Origin of the sequence: Muricoccus nepalensis (genome assembly GCF_006438825.1) — a bacterium.
Classification (GTDB): Bacteria; Pseudomonadota; Alphaproteobacteria; order Acetobacterales; family Acetobacteraceae; genus Roseomonas; species Roseomonas nepalensis.
This window is the reverse complement of record NZ_RCZP01000013.1, coordinates 105,096-123,179: the sequence shown is the minus strand read 5'-3', so window position 1 is coordinate 123,179 and position 18,084 is coordinate 105,096. Positions and strand designations below refer to the sequence as shown.

Sequence of the window (18,084 nt, the reverse complement as noted above, 5' to 3'; positions counted from 1 at the left end):
GGTGTGCCGGCGGAAGGCGACGATGATCGCCTCCTCCTCGACCGAGAGAACCGTGGACTTTGGCTCCTTCGGGCCAGTCGGCAGATCGGTGACAGACCCACGCGCCTTCCACTTGGCGACCGTTTTCGGGTTCACTCCATAGCGCTTGGCCAGCCCTCTCAGGCTCTCTTGACTATGCTGTATCGCTCGACGGATTGCCTCCGTCGTTGTGGCGCTGCCATGGAGAACCTGGCCCATAGTGCGTCCTTCCGCTCAGGGGAGAAGACTGCACCATCAAACCCTGGGATCAAACACCTAGTCCGCGAGGTCGAAGAGGACGGGCGCGTGGTCGGAGGGGCTCTCCTCCGACCGCGCCACCACGTCCACCGTGGCGCCGGCCAGCCGCTCCGCCAGCCCCGCGCTCAGGAGCGCGTGGTCGATGCGCAGGCCGCGGTTGGATTCGAAGGCGGGGCCGTAGTCCCAATAGGTCCAGGGCGCGTCCTTGGGGTGCAGGGCGCGCAGCGCGTCCGTCATGCCAAGGTTGGTGATGGCCCGGTAGGCCGCCCGCGTCTCCGGGCGGGCGAGCGCGTCGGTGGGCGGCAGGGCGCCGGGGGCGAAGTCCTCGTCGGTCGGGCAGACGTTGAAGTCGCCGAGCACCGCGTAGGGCGTGAAGGCGTCCAGCCGCTCCGCGACGCGCGCGCGCAGGCGCTCCATCCAGCGGAGCTTGTAGGCGTAGCCCTCCGCGCCGCCGGAATTGCCGTTGGGGAGGTAGATGCCCGCGAGGTGGGCGCCGCCCGCCCGGACCTCGACGAAGCGGGCGTGGGTGTCCTCCTCGCCGCCGGGCAGGGCCTCGTCCACGACGTCGAAGGGGATGCGGGAGACCACCGCCACCCCGTTCCGCCCGCCGGGCTGCCCGACCGCGTGGCAGCGGTAGCCGAGGTCGGCCACCTCCATGGCCGGGAACTCCTCCGTCCGGCACTTGAGCTCCTGGAGGAAGACGATGTCCGGCGCGTGGCGCTCCAGCAGGCGCCGCAGGTGCGGCATCCGCTTGCGGCCGGAGTTCACGTTGAAGGTGCCGAGGCGCATAGGGCTCAGCCGACGCTGAAGGAGACCCCGCAGCCGCAGCCCGAGACCGCCACCGGGTTGCTCACCTTGAAATGGGCGCCGATCAGCTCCTCCGCCCAGTCGAGCCGCGCGCCCTGGAGGAGGTCGAGCGAGACGGGGTCGACGAAGACGCGGCCCTCCACCACGAGGTCGTCGGCCTCGGGCGCGTCGGCGAGGTCGAACTTGTACTGGAAGCCGGAGCATCCCCCGGCCTCGACCGCGAGGCGCAGGCCGGCCGCGGGGCGGCCCTGGGCGGCCGCGATCTCCGCCACCTGGGCGAGCGCCGAGGGGGTCACGGTGAAGGGGGCGGGAAGGGGGCTGCCGTCGGGCATCGGGAACCTCGCCAGGATCGGAGGGCCGCCGGGGGCGGCCGCTGTTGGGGGTAAGATAGGGCGTCCCGGCCGCTTCTCCAAAGCGCGCCAGCCTTGCCGCTGCCGCGGGGGGGGTGCTACGGCCCCCGGCAAGCCCATGGATAATCCCTCCGCCCCCGCCGAGCCGGCCCTTTCCGCGCGCCCCGCGCCGCGCCCGCCGGAGGGGCTCGCCCCCTGGGCGGTGCAGCCCGATGCCTCGCGCGGGCGGCTTTACGCCGAGGACTCGGGCAGCGGCCGCTCGCCCTACCAGCGGGACCGGGACCGGATCATCCACTGCACGGCCTTCCGGCGCCTGCAGTACAAGACCCAGGTTTTCGTCTTCCACGAGGGCGACGCCTTCCGCACGCGGCTGACGCACTCGATCGAGGTCGCGCAGATCGCCCGCTCCCTCGCGCGCCAGCTCCACCTGGACGAGGACCTGGCGGAGGCGCTGGCGCTGGCGCACGACCTCGGCCACCCCCCCTTCGGCCATGCCGGGGAGGAGGCGCTGAACGGCGTGATGCGGACCTGGGGCGGCTACGACCACAACGCGCAGTCGCTCAAGGCCGTGACGCTGCTCGAGCACCGCTACGCCGGCTTCGACGGGCTGAACCTCACCTGGGAGACGCTGGAGGGCCTGGCCAAGCACAACGGGCCGCTCCGCCGCCCGCCGCCCTACATCGCCGAGTATTCCGCCCGCCACGACCTCGAGCTGCACTGCCACGCGAGCGCCGAGGCCCAGGCGGCGGCGATCGCGGACGACATCGCCTACAACAACCACGACCTCGACGACGGGCTGCGCGCGGGCCTGTTCACGCTCGAGGAGGCCTGCGCGCTGCCGCTGGTGGCCGCCGCGCGGGACCTCGCCATGGCCGCCATGCCCGAGGGCGCGCCGCCCGACCGGGTGGCGAGCGAGATCATCCGGCGCGTGATCAACCTCATGATCAACGACGTGGTGGACGAGGCCCGGCGACGCATTGCCTTGTTGCAGCCGAAGAGCGTGACCGACATCCGCAACGCGCCCCAGCCCGTGGTCTTCTTCTCCGAGCGCATGCGCGCGCTGAACCAGGAGACGCGGACCTTCCTGTTCGACCGCATGTACCGCCACTGGCGGGTGAACCGCACGGCGCTGAAGTCCAAGCGCGCGCTGCAGGTCATGTTCTCCCTCCTGCACGGCCAGCCCGACATGCTTCCCCCGGTCTGGGCGAAGCGGGCGGGCACGGCGGGCTCGCCCGAGGCCGCGCGCACCGTCTGCGACTGGCTGGCGGGCATGACCGACAAGTTCGCCCTCGAAGAGCACCGTCGCCTGACGGACCCCAACATTCCCGGCTGATCGCATCCCATGACCGACGACATCTTCCGCACGATCCGCGACGCGGTCGTGACCGAGCTTCGCGCCCTCCTGCCCGACCTGCCGGAGGGGCTTCTCGCCCGCGTGCTGGTGGAGCCGCCGCGCGACGCCTCCCACGGCGACATGGCGACCAACGCGGCCCTCGTCGTCGCCAAGCCCGCGCGCCAGGCGCCGCAGAAGGTGGCGCAGGGCCTGGCCGAGCGGCTGCTGGCGCATCCCGGCATCGCCGCCGCGACGCCGGCCGGGCCGGGCTTCGTGAACCTCCGCCTCGAAGAGTCGCTGCTGCGCGCCCAGGTGCCGGTCATCCTCCGGGCCGGCGAGGCCTATGGCGACGGCGCGACCGGAGGCGGGCGGAAGGTGGACGTGGAGTATGTCTCGGCCAACCCGACGGGGCCGATGCATGTCGGCCACTGCCGCGGCGCCGTGGTGGGCGACGCGCTGGCCAACCTGCTGACCAAGGCGGGCTGGGCGGTGACGAAGGAGTACTACATCAACGACGCCGGGGCGCAGGTGCAGGCCCTCGCCTGGGCCGCCTACTGGCGCTACCTCCAGGCGCTCGGGACGTCGATGACGGAGGAGGAGTTCGCGGCCGGCATCCCGGGCGGGCTGCAGTACCGGGGCGAGTACCTCTTGCCGGTCGGCGAGGCCCTGCGCGCGACGCACGGCGACGCGCTGGCGCCGGGCGCCGTCCCGGCCGAGCCCGCGCTCTGGCTCGACACGGTGCGCGCCTTCACGGTCGACGCGATGATGGCCGAGATCCGCGCGGACCTCGCGGCCCTCGGCGTCCGCCACGACGTCTTCGTCAGCGAGGCCGCCCTCGTGCGGGACGGCGCGGCGGACGCCGCCATCGCGGCGCTGGCAGCGCGCGGCCTCGTCTACGAGGGGGTGCTGGAGCCCCCCAAGGGCAAGCTGCCGGACGACTGGGAGCCGCGCGAGCAGACCCTTTTCCGCTCCACCGAGTTCGGCGACGACGTGGACCGGCCGCTGCGCAAGAGCGACGGCAGCAACACCTACTTCGCGAACGACATCGGCAACCACGCCGACAAGATCGCCCGCGGCTTCGACGAGCTGGTGCAGGTCTGGGGCGCGGACCACGGCGGCTACGTCCCCCGGATGAAGGCGGCCGTCGCCGCGCTGTCGGCGAACCAGCCGGTGCCGCTCGACGTCGTGCTGACGCAGATCGTGAAGGTGGTGAAGGGCGGCCAGCCCGTGCGGATGTCCAAGCGCGCGGGCACCTACGTGACGCTGGCCGACCTCATCGACGAGGTGGGGCGCGACGCCGTCCGCTTCACCATGCTGACGCGCAAGGCCGACGCGCAGATGGAGTTCGACCTCGACGCCGTCGTGCAGCAGTCGCGCGACAACCCGGTCTTCTACGTGCAGTACGCCCATGCTCGCGCGCGGAGCGTCCTTCGCGGCGCCGGCGAGCCCGGGGCGGCGGACCTGGCCGACGCGCCGCTCGATTCGCTGGCGGATCCGGCCGAGATGGCGCTGATCCGCCGCCTGACGGCCTGGCCGCGCACCGTGGAAGGCGCCGCGCTGGCGCGCGAACCCCACCGAATCGCTTTCTTTCTCCATGACTTGGCCGCGGATTTTCATCTACTCTGGAACCGGGGACGAGAGGACGCGACGCTGCGCTTCATCCGGGAGGGGGAACCGGAGGCGACACGCGCGCGGCTTGCACTGGTGGCGGCCACGGCCGCGGTGATTCGCTCGGGCCTCGCGGTGATGGGGGTGACACCCGTCGAGGAGATGCGGTGAGCGACTTTACGGTTCCAAGCTATCGGGTCCGCCCGCAGCGGATGGGCTTTCGGATTCCCTGGCGGATGGTGGCGATCTCCGGCGCCGTGCTCGGCGCGGCGGCGGTGGGCGGCGGCGTGGTCTGGGGGATCTCCCGCGCGGTCAACCGCACCGTGCCGGTCATCGAGGCCGACACGCGGCCGATCCGGGTGAAGCCGAGCGACCCCGGCGGGATGCGCGTCGCCAACCAGGACGAGCGGATCTTCGAGAGCCAGCGCCGCGGCGCGCCGGGCGCGCCCGCCCAGCCCCGCCTCTCGCCGGAGCCGGAGCGGCCGGACGTCGCCGCGCTGCGCCAGGCCGCCTCGCGCCCGCCGCCCGCGCCCGTGCCGTCGCCCGAGGTGGCCCCGGCCCGCGCGCCGCTCCTCAACCCGAGCCTCGGCCCGCAGCCGGCCGCCACGTCGACCGTCGCCCCGTCGGCCGTCGCCCCGGCCTCGGTTGCTCCCCCCGTGGGCGCCCCGGCCCAGCCCTCCGCTGCGGCCGCGCCGCAGCCGGCGCCGGCCGCGATGGCGACGCCGGCCATCACCCCCCCGCCCATGCCCGCCAGCGGCCCGGCCGTCCGGACCGGGCGCGTCGTCGTCCAGCTCGGCGCCGTGACCTCCGAAGAGGCCGCGCGCGCGGAGTGGGCGAAGCTGCAGGCGAAGCTGCCGGAGCTCGCGGGCCGCCAGCCGCAGATCACGCGCGTGGACCGGGGCGACCAGCCGCCGCTCTGGCGCATCCGGGCGACCAACATGCCCGACGCCGGCACCGCCCGCGCCCTCTGCGAGAGCGCCCGCGGCAAGAGCCTTCCCTGCGCCGTGATCGGCGGATGAGGGCCCGGGCCGCCGTCACCGGCCTGTCCGGTCTCTCGCTGACGGCCGCCGAGGCGGCGGTCCTCCGCGCGACGCCACCGGCGGGCGTCATCCTCTTCCGCCGCAACGTCGGGACGCCGGACCAGCTCCGCGCCCTCACGGCCGCGATCCGGGAGGAGCTGGGCGAGGAGGCGCCGATCCTGGTGGACCAGGAGGGCGGGCGCGTGGCCCGCCTGCGGCCGCCGGAATGGCCGGCCTTCCCGGCCGCCAGCGCCTACGAGGGCGCGAGCGCGGCCAGCGCCGCCGCCAACGCCGCGCTGCTCGGGGCCGGCTGCGCAGCCATGGGGCTCGACGTGGTCTGCGCGCCCGTGCTCGACCTCCGCCTGCCGGGCGCCCACGACGTGATCGGCGACCGCGCCTTCTCCGCCGACCCGGAGGAGGTCGCGCGCCTCGGCGAGGCCTGGATCGAGGGGCTGACGGCCGCGGGCTGCATCCCCGTCGTCAAGCACATCCCCGGGCACGGCCGCGCGACGGCCGACAGCCACCTCTCGCTCCCGCGGGTGGACGCCGACCTGGTGACGCTCGCGGCCGACATCGCCCCCTTCCGCGCGGTCTGCGCCCGCGACGCCGGGCGGCACCTTTGGGCGATGACGGCGCACATCACCTACGCGGCCCTCGACCCCGACCGGCCCGCGACCCTCTCGCCGACGCTCATCGAGCGCACCATCCGGCGGGAGATCGGCTTCGACGGCGTGCTCGTCTCGGACGACCTCACCATGGGGGCGCTCGCGGGGCTGTCGAGCACGCTGGCGGCCGACTCGCTCGACGCGGGCTGCGACCTCGTCCTCCACTGCAACGGCGTGCTGGAGGACACCGCGGCCCTGCTGCGGGACTGCCCGCCGCTGACGGCCCGGGCCGCGACGCGGCTCGCGACCGCCCGCGCCCTCGTGCAGGCGGCCCGGCCCGCCTCCATCGCGGCCCGCGGCACCGTCCCCGTCGCCGCCGCGCCGCACGCCCTGACGGACGCCTGAGCGCGATGGACTGGCTTCCCGACTTCGCGGCCGCGGCGCTCGCGGCCATCTTCGCGATCACGCTGCACGAGGCCGCCCACGGCTACGCCGCCCGCGCGCTGGGCGACGACACGGCGGCGCGGCTCGGCCGGCTGTCGCTGAACCCGCTCCGCCACGTGGATCCCGTGGGCACGCTGCTCGTGCCAGGTCTGCTTCTGATCTCCCAGCTCCTCGTCTCCGGGCGGGTGGACGTGATGTTCGGCTGGGCGAAGCCGGTTCCGGTGGACGTGGAGCGGCTGCGCAACCCGCGCTTCGGCATGGTGCTGGTGGCCGCGGCGGGGCCGGCGATCAACATCGCCCTCGCGGTGCTGGCGGCCATGCTCCTGCATCCGCTGGAGGGGCCGGGGCGGGACAACCTGCTCGACTGGCTCGAGTCCTTCCTCGTGCTCTCCCTCATCGGCAACCTCGTGCTCGCCTTCTTCAACCTCCTGCCGATCCCGCCGCTGGACGGCGGGCGGATCCTCGGCGGGCTGCTGCCGCCCCCGATCGGCGTTCCCTTCCTGCGGCTGGAGCGGTTCGGGCTGCTGATCGTGCTTGGCCTTCTCTTCCTGCTGCCGATGCTCGTGCCGGGGCTGGACCCGCTGCGCTACCTCGTCCGCGCCCTGGTGCTGCCGGCGGCGCAGGCGATCCTCAACCTCACGGGGCACGGGGGCGGATGAGCGAGGCCGCGCCCGCGCTGCACGTCACGCTCGAGGGCTTCGAGGGGCCGCTCGACCTCCTCCTCGACCTCGCGCGCGCGCAGAAGGTGGACATCGCGCGGATCTCCATCCTCTCGCTCGTCGACCAGTACATCGCGGTGATCGAGGGCGCGCGGCGGGTGCGGCTCGAGATCGCGGCGGACTGGCTGGTCATGGCCGCCTGGCTCGCCTGGCTGAAGTCCCGCCTCCTCCTGCCCGACGACCCCGAGGCCGAGGAGGACGCGGAGGCGCTGGCCGAGGCGCTCGCCGACCGGCTGCGCGAGCTCGAGCGCATGCGCGAGGCCGCGGCCTGGCTCGCCACGCGGCCCTTCCTCGGGCGGGACGTGATGGCGCGGGGGCTGCCCGAGACCCTCGTGATCGAGGACCGCTCCGCGCTCGCGGCTGACCTGCCGGGGCTGCTCCGGGCCTATGGCGACGTCCTCCGCCGCGCCGCCGCCCGCAAGCCCTACCGCCCCCGCCCGCGCCGGGTCTGGACGGTGCAGGACGCGCTCGCGCGGCTGCGCGCCCTCGTCGGCCGGGCGCCGGACTGGGCGGAGCTCTCGGGCTTCCTGCCCGAGGCCGAGATGGACCCGGTGGAGCGGCGGGCCGCGCTGGCGAGCACCCTCGTCGCGGGGCTCGAGATGGCGAAGACCGGGCTGGCGGAGCTCCACCAGGAGGCGCCCTTCAGCCCGATCCTCCTGCGGCCCCCGCGCGGGGGGATGCGGCTGGGCGAGGAGCGGGGCTCCGATGCGGCCTGAGGACGAGACCCCCGCGGCGATCGGGCCGGACCCGGCCGTGCCGCCGGACGGAGAGGCCGCCGCGGGGCCGTCGGGCGACGAGTCGGCATCGGACGGCGGCGGGCCCGCGGCCGTGCCCGCGGAGGCGCTGCGCCTTGCCGAGGCGCTCGTCTTCGCCTCTGCGACCCCCGTCACGGCCGCCCGCCTCCAGCCGCTGCTGCCGCCCGGCGCCGACGCGGCGGCGACGCTCGCCGCGCTCGCCGCCGCCTACGAGGGCCGGGGCGTGAACCTCGTGGCCGTCGCGGGCGGGCACGCCTTCCGCACGGCGCCGGACCTCGCGCCCGCGCTCACGCGGGTGGTGGAGGTGCCGCGGCGCCTGCCGCGGGTCGCGATGGAGGCGCTCGCCATCATCGCCTGGCACCAGCCGGTCACCCGGGCCGAGATCGAGGAGATCCGCGGCACGGCCCTCTCGCAGACCACGCTGGAGACCCTGCTCGAGAACGGGCTCGTCGCGCCGCGGGGCCGGAAGGAGGCGCCGGGCCGGCCCACCCTCTGGGCCACCACGCCCCGCTTCCTCGAGCAATTCGGCCTCGCCTCGCTCCGGGACCTGCCGAAGCGTGAGGAATTGTTGCCGGACCCGGGGCTGCCCTTCCCCGCCGGGGAGGCGCCCGCCCGGCCCGCGGCGCCGGCGGAGCACGCCGCGGAGGCCGCGCCGCCCGGCGAGGGCTGAGGGGCCCCGGCTTCCATCGCCCGCCCGGAGGCCCCATCTTCGGCCCGCCCCATTTGTCGTGCGGGCGAGTTCTGCTAACGGAAGCGACCCCGCGAGGGACCGGCCGCCGCCAGGGGTGTCGGCCGGAGGCCCGCCCCGGGTGATCGGAGAAACATGTTCGACCTCGCCTGGTCCGAGATCGCCCTCATCGCCGTCGTCGCGGTGGTGGTGATCGGCCCGAAGGACCTTCCGGACGCCGTCCGCGGCATCGCCCGCGGCATCCAGAAGCTGCGCCGCATGGCCGGCGAGTTCCAGGGCCACCTGGACGAGGTGGTGCGCGAGGCGAAGCTCGAGGACGTGCGCGACCAGATCCGCGACATCCGCAACTTCGACCTCAAGTCCACCATCGAGAAGGCCGTGGACGAGGACGGCACCCTGACGCGCACCATGCGCGAGGACCCCTTCCGCGCGGCCCCGCCGCCCACCTCCGACGCGGCGCCGGCCGCCGGCACCGGGGCCGCGCTGCCCGACGGGGCGCCGCCGGCCGACGCCACCACCCCCGCGTCCGAGGTCGAGGTCGCCGGTGCCGCCGACCTCCCGGCCGCGCCCGCCGCCTTCGACCCGGTCGCCGTGACCTACATCCCCGGCGAGACCGCCCCGTCCGCGCCGCCGCAGCCTCCAGCGGAGCCCGCCGCCGCGGCGCCGCGCGAGGCCGAGGCCGCGACGAGCCCGCCCGCGGAGCCCGCGCGCCCCGCCACCACCCACACCGCCTGACGAAGAAGCATCCGCACCAGTGCCTCGCGACCCCGAAGACACGATCGACGACAAGCCCATGCCGTTGATCGACCACCTGCTGGAGCTGCGCACGCGGCTCCTGTGGTCGATCGGCGCCTTCGGGATCGCCTTCGCGCTCTGCTACTACTTCTCGACGGCGATCTACGGCTTCCTGGCCCGCCCCCTGGCCGAGATCCTGATGCAGCAGGGCGGGGGCGAGCGGCGGATGATCTTCACCGCCCTCTACGAGGCCTTCTTCACCTACCTGAAGGTCGCCTTCTTCGGGGCGGTGTTCTTCTCCTTCCCGATGTGGGCGACGCAGCTCTGGCTGTTCATCGCGCCCGGGCTCTACAAGTCCGAGAAGAAGGTCATCACGCCGTTCCTGGTGGCCTCGCCGGTGCTTTTCGTGATGGGCGCGGCGCTGGCCTACTACTTCATCTTCCCGCTCGCCTGGAAGTTCTTCATCTCCTTCGAGACGCCGACCGGCGGCGGCGGGCTGCCCGTGCAGCTCGAGGCGAAGGTGTCGGAATACCTCTCGCTCGTCATGCACATGATCCTCGCCTTCGGCGTCGCCTTCCAGATGCCGGTGGCTATCACGCTGATGGCGCGGGTGGGCATCGTGAGCGTCGAGCAGCTCCGGCGCGGGCGGCGCTACGCGATCGTCGGCATGTTCGTGGTGGCGGCGGTGCTGACGCCGCCCGACATCATCAGCCAGGTGGGCCTCGCGGTGCCGCTGCTCGCCCTCTACGAGTTGTCGATCCTGGCCGCCGTCTGGATGACGCCGAAACCCACCCCGCCCACCGTCTGAGGCCCTCCCCATGCACGACATACGGGCCGTCCGCGCCGATCCGGCCGGGTTCGACGCCGCCCTCGCGCGCCGGGGGCTGCCCCCGGTCTCGGCGGAGCTCCTCTCCCTCGATGCCGCGCGCCGGGCGGCGCAGACCGCCGCGCAGGAGGCGCAGGCGCGCCGCAACGCGCTCGCGCGCGAGATCGGCCAGGGCCGCAAGGCCGGCGCCGACACCACCGCGCCGGAGGCCGAGGCGACGGCGCTGCGCGACCGCATGGAAGGCCTCGACGCCGAGGCCGCGGCGGCCGAGGCCGCCCAGCGGCGCATCCTGGAGGCGCTGCCGAACCTTCTCGACCCGGAGGTGCCGGAGGGGCGGGACGAGACGAGCAACGTCGTCCTCCACCAGCACGGCGCGATCCCGAACCTTCCTTTCGCGCCGCGCCAGCACTTCGAGCTCGGCGAGTCGCTGGGCGGCATGGACTTCGCCACCGCGACGAAGCTCTCCGGCAGCCGCTTCACCGTGCTGCGCGGCCCGCTCGCCCGGCTGGAGCGCGCGATCGGCCAGTGGATGCTCAACCTGCAGGTGGACGAGCACGGCTACACCGAGACCGTGGTGCCGCTGCTGGTGAACGACGCCTCCATGCACGGCACCGGGCAGCTGCCGAAATTCGCCGACGACCTCTTCCGCACCACCGACGGCCGCTGGCTGATCCCGACCGCCGAGGTGCCGCTGACCAACACGGTGCGGGACGAGATCGTGCCGGAGACCGCGCTTCCCATCCGGCTGGCCGCGCTCTCGCCCTGCTTCCGCTCGGAGGCGGGATCCGCCGGGCGGGACACGCGGGGGATGATCCGCCAGCACCAGTTCTCGAAGGTGGAGATGGTCTCCATCACCACCCCCGACGCCTCCGCCGAGGAGCACGAGCGGATGACGCGCTGCGCCGAGCGGGTGCTGACGGAGCTCGGCCTCGTCTGGCGGCGCGTGCTGCTCTGCGCGGGGGACACCGGCTTCGGCGCCACCAAGACCTACGACCTCGAGGTCTGGCTGCCGGGGCAGGGGGCCTGGCGGGAGATCTCCTCCTGCTCCAACTGCCGGGACTTCCAGGCGCGGCGCATGAACGCCCGGATGAAGCCGCGGGAGGGGAAGGGGAACGTCTTCCTCCACACCCTCAACGGCTCCGGCGTCGCGGTCGGGCGCGCGCTGGTGGCCGTGATGGAGACGCACCAGCGGGAGGACGGCTCGATCACCATTCCCCCGGTCCTGCGGCCCTTCATGGGCGGGGCGGAGGCGATCCCCGCGGCTTCGTGACGCGCCCCCATTGCGCCGGGGGCGGCGCGCCCATAGGTTCGCGCGGTCTCGCGGGGTGTGGCGCAGCCTGGTAGCGCGCCTGTTTTGGGTACAGGAGGCCGTGGGTTCGAATCCCGCCGCCCCGAATTCGAGATGCATCGCCGGAGTTCCCTGATGAGCATCGCCCGCATCCACTCGCCCGCCCGGAACGCCATGCAGTCGGGCCAGGGGCGCACCGACGAGTGGATCTTCGAGTGGTCCCCCTCCGAGCCCAAGCGGATCGACCCGCTGATGGGCTGGTACGGCTCGGGCGACACCAACCGCCAGGTGCAGCTCCGCTTCGACACGCTGGAGCAGGCCGAGGCCTACGCGAAGTCCAAGGGCATCCCCTACGAGGTGGAGCGCCGCCGGCAGGTGCCGGCCCTCCGCCCGAAGTCCTACGCCGACAACTTCCGCACGGACCGCCTCGTCAACTGGACGCACTGAGGCGGCCGCGCGCCCGCACCCTTAGCTCAACTGGATAGAGCAACCGGCTTCTACCCGGTTGGTTGGGGGTTCAAGTCCCTCAGGGTGCGCCACTTCCCCCGCTACCCCGCCGCGGCCCGCATCCAGGTCGAGGTCGCGTGGGCGCAGGGCTTCTCCTCCCCCTCCGCCCGCATCCAGACCTCGGCGTAGAGGCTCGTCCGCCCCTGTCGGACGATCCGCACCTCGGCCCGCACGCCCGCGGCGCCGGCGGGGCGGAGGAAGGCGATGCCGAGCTGGGCGGTGCGGGTCTCGTCCGCGCCCGCCTTCGCCACCAGCAGGGGCACCCAGATCGCGACGTCGGCCAGCGTCATCAGCGCGGGGCCCGAGGCCGTGCCGCCGGGGCGGAGGGAGAGGCCGGAGGGCGGCAGGCGCAGCTCGGCTGAGGTGGCGTCGGCCCGCAGCACCTCGATCCCGAGCGCGCCCGCGAGCGGCACGCCCTCCCGCACCCGCGCCGTCAGTTCCGCCAGCGTCACGCCGCCTCCTCCCCTGGTCCGCCCGTTTCGGCCCGGATAGAACCACCGCACCGACAGGAAGGGGAGCCGCCCAGAGATGAAAACCCGCGCCGCCGTCGCCTGGGAGGCGAACAAGCCGCTCAGCGTCGAGACCGTGGACCTCGAGGGGCCGAAGGCCGGGGAGGTGCTGGTGGAGATCATGGCCACCGGCGTCTGCCACACCGACGCCTACACGCTCTCGGGCCTGGACAGCGAGGGCAAGTTCCCCTGCATCCTCGGGCACGAGGGCGCGGGGATCGTGCGCGAGGTGGGGGCGGGGGTCACGGCCGTGCGGCCGGGCGACCACGTCATCCCGCTCTACACGCCGGAATGCCGGGGGTGCAAAACCTGCCTCTCCCAGCGCAGCAACCTCTGCACGGCCATCCGCTCCACCCAGGGGCAGGGGATCATGCCGGACGGGACGAGCCGCTTCTCCTGCAACAGCCCGAACAAGCCGCTCTGGCACTACATGGGCTGCAGCACCTTCTCGAACTTCACGGTGCTGCCGGAGATCGCGGTGGCGAAGGTCCGGGAGGACGCGCCCTTCGACAAGATCTGCTACATCGGCTGCGGGGTCACCACCGGCATCGGCGCGGTGGTCTACACGGCCAAGGTCTGGGCCGGCGCCAACGTGGTGGTCTTCGGCCTCGGCGGCATCGGGCTGAACGTGATCCAGGGCGCGCGGATGGTGGGCGCGGACCGGATCGTCGGCGTCGACCTCAACCCGGGCAAGGTCGAGATGGCCCGCAAGTTCGGCATGACGCACTTCGTGAACCCCGACGAGGTCGGGCGCGACAAGGTGGTGCAGGCGATCCAGGACCTGACGGACGGCGGCGCCGACTTCTCCTTCGAGTGCGTGGGCAACGTGAACACGATGCGCCAGGCGCTGGAGTGCACGCATCGCGGCTGGGGCACCTCGATCATCATCGGGGTCGCGCCGAGCGGGCAGGAGATCGCGACGCGGCCTTTCCAGCTCGTGACCGGGCGGAACTGGCGGGGCTCGGCCTTCGGCGGCGCGCGGGGGCGCACCGACGTGCCGAAGATCGTCGACTGGTACATGGAGGGGAAGATCGACATCGACAGCTTGATCACCCACACCATGCCGCTCGACCGGATCAACCACGCCTTCGACCTCATGCACGAGGGGACGTCGATCCGCTCCGTCGTGACCTTCTAGGCGGGGCTCAGCCCTCGGGGATGCTTCCCGGGGGCAGGGCGGCCGCGTGGTCGAAGACGGCGCCGGCGGTGGTGATCCAGACGTCGTCCCGCCCCGCCGCCACATGGGCCAGCGCCCGGCGCAGCGCCCGCATCCGGTAGGGCTGGCCGATGATGTAGGGGTGCAGCGCGATCCCCATCACCTGCGCGACCCCGTCCCGCACCTGGCGCAGCCGCTCGTCGAAGTCGTCCACAATCATCGCGGCGAATTGGGCGGCGCCGTCCTTGCGGGCGATGATGGAGGGGATGTCGTTCACCTCCTGCGGGTAGGGGACGGCCATGAGCGGGCCGTGCCGCGTCGCGTGCCAGACGGGCTGGTCGTCGCTGCACCAGTTCAGCGTGTAGCGGTAGCCGGCCTCGGCCAGCAGGTCGGGGGTCGCGCGGCTCTCGGCAATCCAGGGGGAGAGCCAGCCGCGGGGCGGGGCCCCCTCGTGGCGGCTCATGGCGGCCGTGGCCTCGGCGATGAGGGCGCGCTCCTCCGCCTCGGGCAGGGCGGACTGGCGCTCGGAGTTGGTGCGGCCGTGCCCGGCCATCTCGTCCCCGCGGGCGCGATGCGCGGCGAGCAGCTCCGGCGCGTGGTCGTACATCGCGGAGTTCAGCAGCACCGTGGCCGGCAGGCGAAGCTCGTCCAGCGTCTCGATCAGCCGCCAGGCGCCGACGCGGTTGCCGTAGTCGCGCCAGGCGTGGTTCAGCACGTCCGGGTGCGGCGCGGCCCCGCTGGCCGCGCCCGGCGCCAGCTCCGCCCCCAGCCCCTCGCCGAAGGCGAAGTGCTCGAGGTTCACGCCGAGGTAGAGCGCCAGCCGCGCGCCCCCCGGCCAGGTCCAGCGCGGGCGGCCGCGCCAGGGGTGGTAGCCGTGCCGGCCGTGGGTGGGGAGCATCGGGGACCTCGCTCGGCCGGGAATCGGCACCAGCTATGCTCGCAGGTGCAGCACCCAAGCCGCATTCCGCCAAGCCCACGATTGCCGTAAGAAGCCTTCATCATGTCCCGACGTGCCGGCCGAGACCCCGCCCGCGCCCTCCTTTCCGCCGCCGCGCGGGAGGGCCGCGCCGCCCTGATGGTGCCGATCCTCCTCGGGTTGGCGGCAACCGCGGCCGGCATCGCGCAGGCCTGGCTGATGGCCACCCTCCTCGCGACGCTTCTCGGCCACGGCGAGGCGGGCGCCGGCACCCTCGCGGCGGCGGCGGCCCTCGCCCTCCTCCAGGTCGGGCTCGTCGTCGCGCAGGAGACCGCCTCCGCCCGCGCGGGCGAGGCGGCGCGCGCGACGCTCCGCCGGCGCCTCTTCGGACGGCTTCTCGCGGAGACGCCCTCGGCCCGCCCGGCGGGCGAGGGCGCGGCGCTCGCGGTCGACCAGGTGGAGGCCATGGACGGCTACTTCGCCCGCTGGATCCCCTCGGCCGCCCTCGCTGTGGTGGCGCCGCTGATGGTGGCCCTGGCCGCCGGCGCGGCCGACGCGCTCAGCGGGATGATCCTCGTCGCGGCGGGGCTGCTCGTCCCGGTCGGCATGGCGGTGTCGGGCATCGGCGCGGCGGTCGCCAGCCGGCGGCAGTTCGAGGCGCTGCAGCGCCTGTCCGGGCGCTTCCTCGACCGCATGCGCGGCCTGCCCACCCTCGTGCTGTTCCGCCGGCAGGAGGACGAGGCGCGGGCGCTGGACGCGGCGGCGCAGGAGCTTCGCGTGCGCACCATGCGGGTGCTGCGCCTCGCCTTCCTCTCCTCGGGCTCGCTGGAGCTGGTCGCGGCGGCGGTGCTCGGCTGCCTCGCCTGGCGCCACGGCATCCTCGCGGCCGAGGGGCACCCGAACCCGGTCGCGGCGCTCTTCTGCCTCCTGCTGGTGCCCGCCTTCTTCACGCCCTTCCGCGCCTTCTCCACCGCCTACCACGAGCGCATGTCGGCCCAGGGCGCGGCGGCGGCGCTCGCGCCCATCCTCGACGCGACCGCGCCCGGCGGCCTGCTGCTGGAGGAGGTGCCGCCGAGCGTCACCCTCGTGGTGGACCACCTCTCCCACCGCCCGGACCCCGCGCGGCCGCTCGCGATCGAGGACGTGTCCTTCCACGTTCCCCCCGGCGAGACCCTCGTGCTGTCGGGCCCGAGCGGCTCGGGCAAGTCCACCATCCTGAAGCTGCTGATGGGCTTCTCTCGTCCGGACGAGGGCCGCATCGCGCTCAACGGGCGCGACGCCCTCGCCCTGGCCCCGGCCGAGCTCCGTCGCCTCGTGGCCTACCTGCCGCAGCGGCCGGTGCTGCTCCGCGCCACGATCCGCGAGAACATCCGCCTCGCCCGCCCGGAGGCGAGCGACGCCGCGGTGGAGGCCGCGGCCCGGAGCGCCCAGGTGACGGCTTTCGCCGAGAGCCTACCCGAGGGCCTCGACACGCCGATCGGGGAGGGGGGGCACGGGCTCTCCGGCGGGCAGCGCCTGCGCGTCGCCCTCGCCCGCGCCTTCCTGCGCGACGCGCCGCTGGTGCTGCTCGACGAGCCCACTGCGCACCTCGACCCCGCGACGGAGGCCCAGGTGCTGGACAGCCTGCGACGGCTCTGCACCGGCCGCACCGTGGTGATCGCCAGCCATTCCGCCATGCTGCGCGCCCGCTTCCCGAAGGTGCTGGAGCTGCGGGAGGGGCGCGTGGTCCCGCAGCGCCGGGCGGTGGCGACGTGAGCGCGGCGCGCGACCTCGCCCGCGTCCTCGGTCTCTGGAACCCGCGGGCGCTCTGGCTCACCTTCGGCGCCGCAACCGCCTGCGCCTCGGCCCTGGCCGGGGTGGCGCTGCTGGCGCTGGCGGGCGGCGGGGTGGGGCAGGGGCTGGCGACCGGCTCGCTCGCGGCCGGCGCCGGGCTGCTCGTGTTCCTCCGGCCCCTCATCTTCCTCCGCCCCTTCCTCCGCTGGGCGGAGCGCATGGCGACCCATGCCGCCACCTTCCGCGCGCTGGCCGACACTCGCACCTGGTTCTTCCGCCGCCTCGCGCAGCGCCTCACCGCCGGGCCCGGCATGACGCGCTCGGGCGACCTTCTCGGCCGGCTGGTGACCGACGTGGAGGCGCTGGACGGGCTCTACCTCCGCGCGCTGGTCCCCATGGCCGCGGCGGCGGCGGTGGTCCTCGCGCTGGCGGTCATCCTCGGCGCCGTCGCGCCGGTGCTCGCCGCGATCGTCGCCCTGCCGCTCGCCCTCGCCCTGCTGCTGCCCGTCCTCATCGCGCCCTTCGCCGGCCGCGCGGCGACGAGCACCGCCGAGGCCACCGGCGCGCTGCGGGCGGAGGCGGTGGAGCCGCTGACGGCGCTCGAGGATGTCCTCGCCGCCAACGGCGAGGGGCGCGCCATCGCCCGGGTGGAGGCGGCGGCGCGCGCCATGGACCTCGAGCGGCGGCGCCTGACCCGGGCGGGGTCGCTCGGCGGGGCGGCGGGAGCGGTGCTCACCCAGGGCGCGCTGCTCGGCGCCCTCGCCTGGGGGGTGACGGGCGGGGGCGAGCCGGCGGCGGTGATCGTCGCGCTCTTCCTCGTCCTGGCCGCGGCGGACGCGCTGGGCGCCCTGCCGCGGGCCGGCGCGGCGCTGGCGCTGGCGGCGGCGGGCGCGCGGCGCCTGCTCGAGGCCGCGGACCATCCCGTGCCCGTGCCGGACCCGCCCGTCTCCGCGACACCGCAGGGCCACGCGCTCTCCGTCCGCGGGGTGCGCTTCGCCTGGGCCGAGGACCGCCCTCCGGTCTTCGAGGACCTCTCCCTCGACCTGCCGGAGGGCGCGCGGGTTGCGCTGCTCGGCCCGTCGGGGATCGGCAAGTCCACCCTCGCCGCGCTCCTGCTGAAGCTGGCGGCGCCGCAGGACGGGCGGATCACGCTCGGGGGCGCCGACTACGAGACCCTCTCGGCCGACGCCGTCCGCGCCCGCATCGCCTGCCTGACCCAGGACGCGACGCTCTTCGACGACAGCATCGCCGCCAACCTTCGCCTCGCCGCGCCCGAAGCGCCGGACGCCGCCCTCTGGGAGGCGCTGGAGCGCGCCCGAATCGCCGATCTCGTCCGCGCGCTGCCGGAGGGGCTCGAGACCCGCTGCGGGGAGGCGGGCGCCCGCTTCTCCGGCGGGCAGGCGCGGCGGATCGCCCTCGCGCGGGCGCTGCTCTCGCCGGCCTCCATCATCATCCTCGACGAGCCGACGGCGGGGCTCGACGCCGCGACGGAGCGCGCCTTCCTCGAGACGCTCGACGCGGCGCTGGCCGGGCGCAGCGCGATCCTCATCACCCACCGGCTCACCGGGGTGGAGCGGCCGACCCGGATCCTGCGCCTCGCGGGCGGCCGCGCGCTGCCCGCGATGTCCTGACGGCGCTCGTTCCGCCGCCGTCCCCTGTCCCCGGCGGGCGCGCCGCGCTATCTCCCGGGGGTCCCATGCACCGCACCGACCAGCACCCCGCCGCGGCCCCGGTCCTCGCGCCGCGCCGTCCCCCTTGCCGGACGGGGGC

The 18,084-nt window shown here is 74.6% G+C and carries 18 protein-coding genes, 2 tRNA genes and 1 pseudogene; 16 read left to right on the top strand and 5 right to left on the bottom strand.

The features are described from left to right. The 3 genes and pseudogenes from EAH89_RS15010 to EAH89_RS15000 form a co-directional block, all read right to left on the bottom strand. Positions 1-237, bottom strand: a pseudogene (locus tag EAH89_RS15010) (IS481 family transposase); the annotation flags it as partial. Between the two features lie 57 nt (positions 238-294). Beyond that, the gene (locus EAH89_RS15005; protein ID WP_140884499.1) at positions 295-1,065 is read right to left on the bottom strand and encodes an exodeoxyribonuclease III; all 771 of its coding nucleotides are present in this window, start codon (positions 1,063-1,065) and stop codon (positions 295-297) included. 5 nt (positions 1,066-1,070) lie between these two features. Continuing rightward, a complete protein-coding gene (locus EAH89_RS15000) occupies positions 1,071-1,415 on the bottom strand; it encodes a HesB/IscA family protein (RefSeq protein ID WP_140884498.1) in 345 nt (114 codons plus the stop codon). Between the two features lie 136 nt (positions 1,416-1,551). On the opposite strand from EAH89_RS15000, the gene EAH89_RS14995 reads away from it, so the two are divergent. From EAH89_RS14995 to EAH89_RS14930, 13 genes are all read left to right on the top strand, one after another. Next, positions 1,552-2,766, top strand: coding sequence for a deoxyguanosinetriphosphate triphosphohydrolase (locus EAH89_RS14995; RefSeq protein ID WP_140884497.1), 1,215 nt, complete (start codon positions 1,552-1,554; stop codon positions 2,764-2,766). A 9-nt stretch (positions 2,767-2,775) separates the two neighbouring features. Further along, positions 2,776-4,545 (top strand): arginine--tRNA ligase, encoded by a 1,770-nt coding sequence (argS, locus tag EAH89_RS14990; protein WP_140884496.1) that lies wholly within the window; start codon positions 2,776-2,778, stop codon positions 4,543-4,545. After that, on the top strand, positions 4,542-5,393 hold the full coding sequence (locus tag EAH89_RS31265; protein ID WP_161993608.1) for an SPOR domain-containing protein: 852 nt from the start codon (positions 4,542-4,544) through the stop codon (positions 5,391-5,393). The genes argS and EAH89_RS31265 overlap by 4 nt, the downstream gene beginning before the upstream one ends. Further along, positions 5,390-6,403 carry a beta-N-acetylhexosaminidase gene (gene nagZ / locus EAH89_RS14975; RefSeq protein WP_140884493.1) on the top strand — a complete coding sequence of 338 codons (1,014 nt, stop codon included), beginning with the start codon at positions 5,390-5,392 and terminating at the stop codon, positions 6,401-6,403. Before EAH89_RS31265 ends, nagZ begins: the two co-directional genes overlap by 4 nt. A gap of 5 nt (positions 6,404-6,408) precedes the next feature. Continuing rightward, the gene (locus EAH89_RS14970; protein ID WP_140884492.1) at positions 6,409-7,101 is read left to right on the top strand and encodes a site-2 protease family protein; all 693 of its coding nucleotides are present in this window, start codon (positions 6,409-6,411) and stop codon (positions 7,099-7,101) included. After that, entirely contained in the window at positions 7,098-7,877 is a 780-nt protein-coding gene (locus tag EAH89_RS14965) for a segregation and condensation protein A (RefSeq protein ID WP_140884491.1), read from the top strand. Before EAH89_RS14970 ends, EAH89_RS14965 begins: the two co-directional genes overlap by 4 nt. Next, positions 7,867-8,586 carry an SMC-Scp complex subunit ScpB gene (gene scpB, locus EAH89_RS14960; RefSeq protein WP_140884490.1) on the top strand — a complete coding sequence of 240 codons (720 nt, stop codon included), beginning with the start codon at positions 7,867-7,869 and terminating at the stop codon, positions 8,584-8,586. Before EAH89_RS14965 ends, scpB begins: the two co-directional genes overlap by 11 nt. A gap of 153 nt (positions 8,587-8,739) precedes the next feature. Then, a complete protein-coding gene (gene tatB / locus EAH89_RS31260; protein ID WP_161993607.1) occupies positions 8,740-9,339 on the top strand; it encodes a Sec-independent protein translocase protein TatB in 600 nt (199 codons plus the stop codon). 19 nt (positions 9,340-9,358) lie between these two features. Further along, positions 9,359-10,147 (top strand): twin-arginine translocase subunit TatC, encoded by a 789-nt coding sequence (gene tatC, locus EAH89_RS14950; RefSeq protein WP_241667033.1) that lies wholly within the window; start codon positions 9,359-9,361, stop codon positions 10,145-10,147. A 10-nt stretch (positions 10,148-10,157) separates the two neighbouring features. Beyond that, positions 10,158-11,435 (top strand): serine--tRNA ligase, encoded by a 1,278-nt coding sequence (gene serS, locus EAH89_RS14945; RefSeq protein WP_140884489.1) that lies wholly within the window; start codon positions 10,158-10,160, stop codon positions 11,433-11,435. Positions 11,436-11,486: 51 nt separating this feature from the next. Further along, positions 11,487-11,560: transfer RNA gene (locus EAH89_RS14940), tRNA-Pro, on the top strand. A 28-nt stretch (positions 11,561-11,588) separates the two neighbouring features. After that, positions 11,589-11,900, top strand: coding sequence for an ETC complex I subunit (locus tag EAH89_RS14935; protein ID WP_161993606.1), 312 nt, complete (start codon positions 11,589-11,591; stop codon positions 11,898-11,900). 15 nt (positions 11,901-11,915) lie between these two features. Then, positions 11,916-11,992: transfer RNA gene (locus EAH89_RS14930), tRNA-Arg, on the top strand. A gap of 9 nt (positions 11,993-12,001) precedes the next feature. Here the strand turns inward: EAH89_RS14930 and EAH89_RS14925 are convergent. Next, complete coding sequence (locus EAH89_RS14925) at positions 12,002-12,412, bottom strand: PaaI family thioesterase (protein ID WP_161993605.1); 411 nt, start codon at positions 12,410-12,412, stop codon at positions 12,002-12,004. Positions 12,413-12,488: 76 nt separating this feature from the next. On the opposite strand from EAH89_RS14925, the gene EAH89_RS14920 reads away from it, so the two are divergent. Then, entirely contained in the window at positions 12,489-13,607 is a 1,119-nt protein-coding gene (locus EAH89_RS14920) for an S-(hydroxymethyl)glutathione dehydrogenase/class III alcohol dehydrogenase (RefSeq protein WP_140884486.1), read from the top strand. Between the two features lie 7 nt (positions 13,608-13,614). Here the strand turns inward: EAH89_RS14920 and EAH89_RS14915 are convergent, their stop codons facing one another. Continuing rightward, positions 13,615-14,523 (bottom strand): polysaccharide deacetylase family protein, encoded by a 909-nt coding sequence (locus EAH89_RS14915; protein WP_140884485.1) that lies wholly within the window; start codon positions 14,521-14,523, stop codon positions 13,615-13,617. A gap of 102 nt (positions 14,524-14,625) precedes the next feature. Here EAH89_RS14915 and cydD point away from each other — a divergent pair, with 102 nt between their 5' ends. Beyond that, on the top strand, positions 14,626-16,296 hold the full coding sequence (gene cydD / locus EAH89_RS14910) for a thiol reductant ABC exporter subunit CydD (RefSeq protein ID WP_140884484.1): 1,671 nt from the start codon (positions 14,626-14,628) through the stop codon (positions 16,294-16,296). Continuing rightward, on the top strand, positions 16,293-17,945 hold the full coding sequence (gene cydC, locus EAH89_RS14905; RefSeq protein WP_161993604.1) for a thiol reductant ABC exporter subunit CydC: 1,653 nt from the start codon (positions 16,293-16,295) through the stop codon (positions 17,943-17,945). Before cydD ends, cydC begins: the two co-directional genes overlap by 4 nt. The last annotated feature ends 139 nt before the right edge of the window (positions 17,946-18,084 follow it).